Below are 6160 nucleotides of genomic sequence, written 5' to 3'. Positions count from 1 at the left end.
GAGACAGTCCCCACCCGTACTGCAAATCCCCCGCCCACCCGCCTCACGGCGCGCTCAGGTTGAGCAGCTTGCCCACGGGGACGGTGCGGTGGTCCTTGATGTTGTTCCACCGCATGATGTCCTGGACGCTGACGCCGTAGCGCTGGGCCACGGACCAGAGCGTCTCGCCCTCGGCCAGCGGGTGCACCCGGCCGGCGGACCTGCCCGGCATCGTGTGCTTCGCCACCACCGTGCCCGCGCGCTCCTGCACCTGCGCCCCGGCGGGGTCTCCATCCGGCCACACGTGCAGCAGCGAGCCCACCTGCAGCGTCGGGTTGCGCCGCTTCAGGTTGTTCCACTTCTTCAGGTCGTCCACCGACACGTTGAACTTCGTGGCAATCACCCAGAGGCTGTCCCCGGACTGCACGCCGTACGTCACCCGCGTGCGGCCGGCGACCTTCTCCGTCTTCACCGGTCCCGCGGCCACCGGCCCCTTGGGCGTGCCCGCCGGCACCTCGTCCTCCGGCCGGTGCACCACCACGCCGCTGCGCCGCGCCTGCGCCACCTTGTTCGCCAGCGCCGCGCCCGCGTTCTTGCCCGCCGGCACCGGAATCACCAGCTCCGCGCCCAGCCGCAGCGTCCGCACCGACTTGAGCTGGTTCATCTGCAGAATCGCCTCGGTCGCCGTGCCGTACTTCTCGGCGATCTGCGACAGCGTGTCCCCGCGCTTCACCTTGTGGATGCGGAACGTCAGCCGCTCCGCCGGGGCCAGCCGCTGGTAGTTCTCCGCGAAGCGCTGCTTCGCGCCTTGGGGCAGCCGCAGCTTGTACGGATTCCTGGCGCTCGCCGGCGGGGTGCACCAGCGCTTCAGCTCCGGGTTCAGGTCCTGCACCGCCTTCACCGGCACGCCCGCCGCCCGCGCCACCACGTCCAGGTCCGCGGCGTCCGTCAGCTCCACCTCGTCGAACTCCAGCACCGGCTCGGGCTCGAACTCCTCCTCGGAGAAGCCGAACGCGGACGGATGCTTCGCCACCAGCGCCGCGGCGATGAGCTTGGGCACGTAGTGCTTCGTCTCCTTCGCCAGCCCGCGCTCCTCGGACAGCACCCAGAAGTTGTTCGTCCCGTGGCGCTCCACCATGCGCCGCACGCGCCCGGAGCCCGTGTTGTACCCGGCCCACGCGAGGTACCAGTGCCCCAGCTCCCGCTTCAAATCCCGCAGGTACGACGCCGCCGCGTGCGTGGCCTTGATGGGGTCCCGCCGCTCGTCCACCCAGAAGTCCTGCTTCAGCCCGTACTGCTTGCCCGTGCTGGAGATGAACTGCCACGGCCCCGCGGCATGCGCCCACGAGTACGCGTGCGCGGAGAAGCCGCTCTCAATCATGGCCAGGTACACCGTGTCCTTCGGCAGCCCGTACTGCTCGAGAATCGGCTGCATCACCGGCACGTACCGCGCCGCGCGCGACATCCACTTGCGGAACCAGCGCCGCCCCGGGCCCTGGAAGAACTGGATGTACTGCGCCACCAGCGGCTGCATCTCCACGGGGATGTCGTAGCGGTCTTGAATCTGCGCCACGTCGAACGTCGCCAGGTCCGTGATGAGCGGCAGCGGCGCCAGCTCGTCGTCCTCGCGGAAGGTGGGCTCGTCCAGCGCGTCCAGCATCCGCATGCGCAGCGGGTTGGCCAGCCCCAGCCGCCTCAGCGACTGCATCACCTCCGCGCTCGGCCGGGCCGTCGGGTCCAACGTGGCGCCCTCCAGCGCGCGCAGCTCCTCCAGCTCCGCGGACTCGGACTCCACCTCCTCGCTGGTGGCCTCCTCCTCGGGGGCGGGCTCCTCCGCCGCCGCCTCGGGGGTGGCCTCGGTGGGGCCCTCTCCCGTCAGCAGGCGCTTCTCGTCCGCGGCCAGCACCCGCATGCCGGGCGGTGGCGGCGGCATGGGCGGCGACGCGCCCTCCGAGGCGGGGAGCGAGGCCAGGGCGAGCAGCAGCAATGGGAGAGGCGGCATGGAGTCGCTTACCAGGGGCGCCCAGAAGCAGGCGAAGCCCGAAGTATTCGCGCTTTTTCTTGACAGTCAAACAAGGAGTCACGCGGTGCGACTCCTGGCGGGACTCCAGGTAGGAGCAGGCGTGCGGGCGAGGCCTACTTCTTCGCGGGCTCTGCCGGCTTTCCGTGACCCGGCCCGAGGATTCGCGGCAGGTACGTCGCGAAGTCGAAGTGGGGCGAGTTCTCCGGGTTGTGGCAGGTGACGCACAGTGACTCGCCCGGCGAGGCGAGGATGTTGTCCTTGGACGGCGCGTCCGCGTGCTCCGAGCCCGGGCCGTGGCAGCCCTCGCAGCCGACGTCCTCGCGGCCGGCCACCTTGTCGAGGCGGCACACGCCGCCGGGCTGCTCCCAGCCCGTCACGTGGCAGCTGACGCAGTTGAGGTGGAACTGCTTGCCCAGGTCCTCCAGCGTCTCCCACGCGTGGGAGTGCTTCGTCTTCTCCCACTGGGGGAAGGCTTCCTCGTGGCAGGTGCGGCAGGGCTCGTTGCCCACGAAGGCGGCCTCACCCTTCTTCGGGGCGGGGCAGTCCTTCCCATGCTCCTTCGCCCAGGCGAGGTTCATCTTCCCCACGTCCGCGTCGTAGGCCGCCACCAGCGCCTGCGCGTCCGGGTGCGAGGGCAGGCCGGACTCCAACGGCACGAAGCGCAGGCTGAAGCTGTTGACGCCCGCGGTGGCCTGGGGCGGCGCCGTCAGCAGGGCCTGCTTGCGCGCCACCAGCTCGTCCCGCTTGGACTGCTTCAGCGCCTTCAGCCGCGGGTCCACGCCGGGCAGGTTGATTTCCTTGTCCAGCATCGCCACCCGCTGCTCCAGCGACGCCACCTCGCGGCCGGTGTCGGCCTGGAGGGTGAAGGGGCCGGGCTGGGGCGCGTAGCCCAGGTCCACGCGCAGGAGGGAGCGCCCCTTGCTCTGCAGGGCCACCACCGGCACCGCGGCGCGCACCAGCTTGTTCTGCTCGCCGCTGAACTCCGTGGCGGTGCGCGTGGCCACCACCACGTCCGCCGCCAGTCCGGGGCGCTCCGCCGAGGCCTGCGCCGCCTCCAGCGTGGCGTCCAGCAGGGCCAGCACGAAGTCCGCGCCCTCCTTCCGGGCGCGGGCGCTGGCCTCCACCAGCTGCTCCGGCGTGTCCGCCGCCACCACGCCCACCTTGCGCGCGCCCGCGGGCAACAGCTTCACCGTGCCGGGGGCCATCTCCGGCAGCCCCAGGCCCTGACGGAAGTCCTCCCCGCGCGTGTCGTCCAGCGGGCCCGTGGCGCGCACGGACAGCCCCATCAGCCGCATGGCGTCCGCCAGGGCCTTCGCCTTGCGCTCCTCCTGGGGCACCTGGCCGGGCTTCAGCTCGGGCTCGCCGAAGAGGCTGTTGCCGCCGTCGACGTAGAGGACGGGCAGGGCGCCCTTGCGAGCCTCCAGCACCTGGGCGGCGGCGCGGCCGATGCCGCCGCGCATGTTCTCGCTGCAGCCGCAGGGGCCCAGGTAGCCGCGCGTGTCGGCGGAGACGAAGAGGACGGCCCCCGGAGCGTTCGCGGAGGCCGCGGGCGCCCCGGTGGCCGCCGGAGCCGTGCCGGCCTCGGCCTGCGGGGGCGCTGACTCCTTGCGCATGCACCCGGCGAGCGACGCGCCCAGCAGCGCGGCGACGAGGACGGTGCGCATGGGCCTCACCAGAGGATGCTCTGCACCAGCTCGTCGATCTTCTCGCCCATCGCCTCCAGCCCGTTCACCTTGGACAGCGAGCCGTCGGCGCCCACCTGCTCCGCGAGCTTGGACAGCTCGTCGTCCGGCAGGCTGGAGAAGAGGACGATGGGGATGTCCTGCGTGCCGTACTCGTTCTTCAGCGTGCGGCAGATGTCCGTGCCCTTGGCCTCGGGCATGTGGATGTCGGTGAGGATGAGGTCCGGCCGCCAGCTCTGGAGGGTCTTCTCGAACTCCATCAGCGTCGAGGTGGCCACCACCTCGTAGCCGCGCGCCTCGAGCACGGCCTTCTCCATGGCGAGCGTGATTTCGCTGTCGTCAATCAGCAGGATTCTTCGCTTCTCGGACACGGCGACCTTCCTTGGGAGGCGTTTCTATCCTACCCCCACCCGTCGCACCAACGCTTTCCCACCCGCTGAGACAGGCCCGTCCGCTCCCACGTCCTGCTGTCCACCGTCGCACGCTCGGCCGCCCGTGGGGCATCCCCCCACTTCTTCCTTGCGGGACGCTCAAAAGGAGTATGGAAGGACCCATATGATGCACCGTGACAGCTCGGGCCGTTGGGCCCTCGTCCTCGTCTGGAGCGTCCTCTGGAGCCTGCCCGCCCTGGCGCTCAACAACGGCCTGGGGCAGCCCCCTCCGACGGTGGACCGGCAGACGCCGCACGCCACCGTCCAGGGCTTCCTGTCCGCGGCGCACCGGGGGGACTACGCCCTGGCCGCGCACTACCTGGACCTGGACTTCATCCCCCGCGCCGAGCAGGCCGAGCGCGGCGCCGCGCTCGCCCGCCGCCTGAAGTTCGTCATCGACCGCAAGCTCGCGGTGGACCTGTCCTCGCTGAGCAAGGCCCCCGAAGGGGACCCGCAGGACGCCCGCTTCGACCAGCTGGGCACCATTCCGCTGGAGGGCGCCAACGTCCCCATCCGCGTGCAGCGGGTGACGGCGGAGGGCGCGCTGGTGTGGGTGTTCAGCGAGTCCACGGTGCGGCAGGTGGACCCTCTCTTCGCGCAGTACGGCCCGAGCGTGGCCGAGTGGCTGCCGCCCTTCTTCTTCTCCGACACCTTCCTGGGCCTGGAGCCCTGGCAGTGGCTGGGCCTCCTGGTGGTGCTGCTGGGCAGCCTGGGGCTGGCGGTGGTGCTGGAGCGGGTGGTGCTCGCGTTCGCCCTGCGCGTGGCACGCTGGACGCGCATCACCTGGGACGATGACCTCGTCGCCGCGGGCAAGGGGCCGCTGAAGCTCGTCGTCTTCTCCGCGCTGCTGGTGGCCGGCACCGTCCTCCTGCGCCTGCCGGGCCCCTGGCAGGACCTCTGCAACCGCGTGGGCTACTCGCTGGGCGTCGTCTCCCTGGCCTGGTTCATCCTGCGCTTCCTGCGCGTGTCCGCCGCCTTCGTGCAGAACCGCGTGTCGTCGGAGATGAAGGACGCCTCGCGCGCGCGCAGCGTGAGCACCCAGCTGGTGGTGCTGCGCTCCATCTTCGAGGTGGCCACCTACGTCATCGCCGTCGCGCTGCTGCTCATCCAGTTCGACGTGGTGCGCAGCGTTGGCGTGTCGCTGCTCGCCTCCGCCGGTATCGCCGGTATCGTGATCGGCCTCGCGGCGCAGAAGTCCATCTCCACGCTGCTGGCCGGCATCCAGCTGTCCATCACCCAGCCCATTCGCATCGGTGACACCGTCATCGTGGAGAACGAGTGGGGCACCGTGGAGGAAATCACCCTCACCTACGTGGTGCAGCGCACCTGGGACCAGCGCCGCCTGGTCATCCCCATCACCCAGTTCCTCGACAAGCCCTTCCAGAACTGGAGCAAGGGCAGCCCGGGGATGCTCGGTGCCGTCATCCTCCAGGTGGACTACTTCGCGGACATCGACGCCATCCGCGCGGAGCTCAAGCGCATCCTGGAGGGCGAGGCCCGCGAGATGTGGGACGGCCGGGTGGGGAACGTGGTCGTCCTGGAGGTCATGGACCGGACGCTCACCGTCCGGGCCCTGGTCAGCGTGGCGAACTCGGAAAAGCTGTTTGACCTGAGAGCCCTGGTCCGCGAGCGGCTGGTGCAGTTCCTGCGCGCCAACCCCCAGTGGCTGCCCGTCACCCGCACCGAGGCCCGGCCGGTGCCGGCGCCACCGTCTCCACCGCCCCCGGACAACCAGACGCCGGCCGCTCCCCAGGCCACTCCCAGGGCTTGAGAAAAGCCGGCGCGGGGAGGGAAGCGCGGGAGCGCTTGCGTGTCGGGTGGCGGACGCTTGAATATCCAGCGCGTCGCGCCGTCGGAGCGCGGGAACTTACGCATCTATCGCTCGGGGAGTCTTCGAGATGAAGCGTCATGCCAGGTTGTGCGCGGCCCTCCTCATGGTGGCCGCCGCCGCGCCGCTGACCGCCAGCGCGCAGTCCCGTGGCCGCACGGATGGGCCCGAGGAGTCGGAATACGGCAAGGGGGGGTATGGTGACCCGGGTGGGCGG

The 6160-nt window shown here is 70.9% G+C and carries 4 protein-coding genes; 1 reads left to right on the top strand and 3 read right to left on the bottom strand.

The features are described from left to right. Positions 1 to 43: 43 nt before the first annotated feature. The 3 genes from HG543_RS50425 to HG543_RS50415 form a co-directional block, all read right to left on the bottom strand. Positions 44 to 1981: a LysM peptidoglycan-binding domain-containing protein gene (locus tag HG543_RS50425; RefSeq protein ID WP_169352133.1), complete on the bottom strand. Its 1938-nt coding sequence runs from the start codon at positions 1979 to 1981 to the stop codon at positions 44 to 46. Between the two features lie 134 nt (positions 1982 to 2115). Continuing rightward, on the bottom strand, positions 2116 to 3666 hold the full coding sequence (locus HG543_RS50420) for a cytochrome c family protein (RefSeq protein ID WP_169352132.1): 1551 nt from the start codon (positions 3664 to 3666) through the stop codon (positions 2116 to 2118). Positions 3667 to 3671: 5 nt separating this feature from the next. Next, positions 3672 to 4055, bottom strand: coding sequence for a response regulator (locus HG543_RS50415; protein ID WP_120202605.1), 384 nt, complete (start codon positions 4053 to 4055; stop codon positions 3672 to 3674). A 184-nt stretch (positions 4056 to 4239) separates the two neighbouring features. Here HG543_RS50415 and HG543_RS50410 point away from each other — a divergent pair, with 184 nt between their 5' ends. Continuing rightward, positions 4240 to 5886, top strand: coding sequence for a mechanosensitive ion channel family protein (locus HG543_RS50410; protein WP_169352131.1), 1647 nt, complete (start codon positions 4240 to 4242; stop codon positions 5884 to 5886). Positions 5887 to 6160 lie beyond the last annotated feature (274 nt).

It is taken from the genome of Pyxidicoccus fallax, from assembly GCF_012933655.1.
Taxonomy (GTDB): domain Bacteria; phylum Myxococcota; class Myxococcia; order Myxococcales; family Myxococcaceae; genus Myxococcus; species Myxococcus fallax.
Note: the sequence above shows the minus strand (reverse complement) of the source record. Positions and strands in the feature narration are given on the sequence as shown.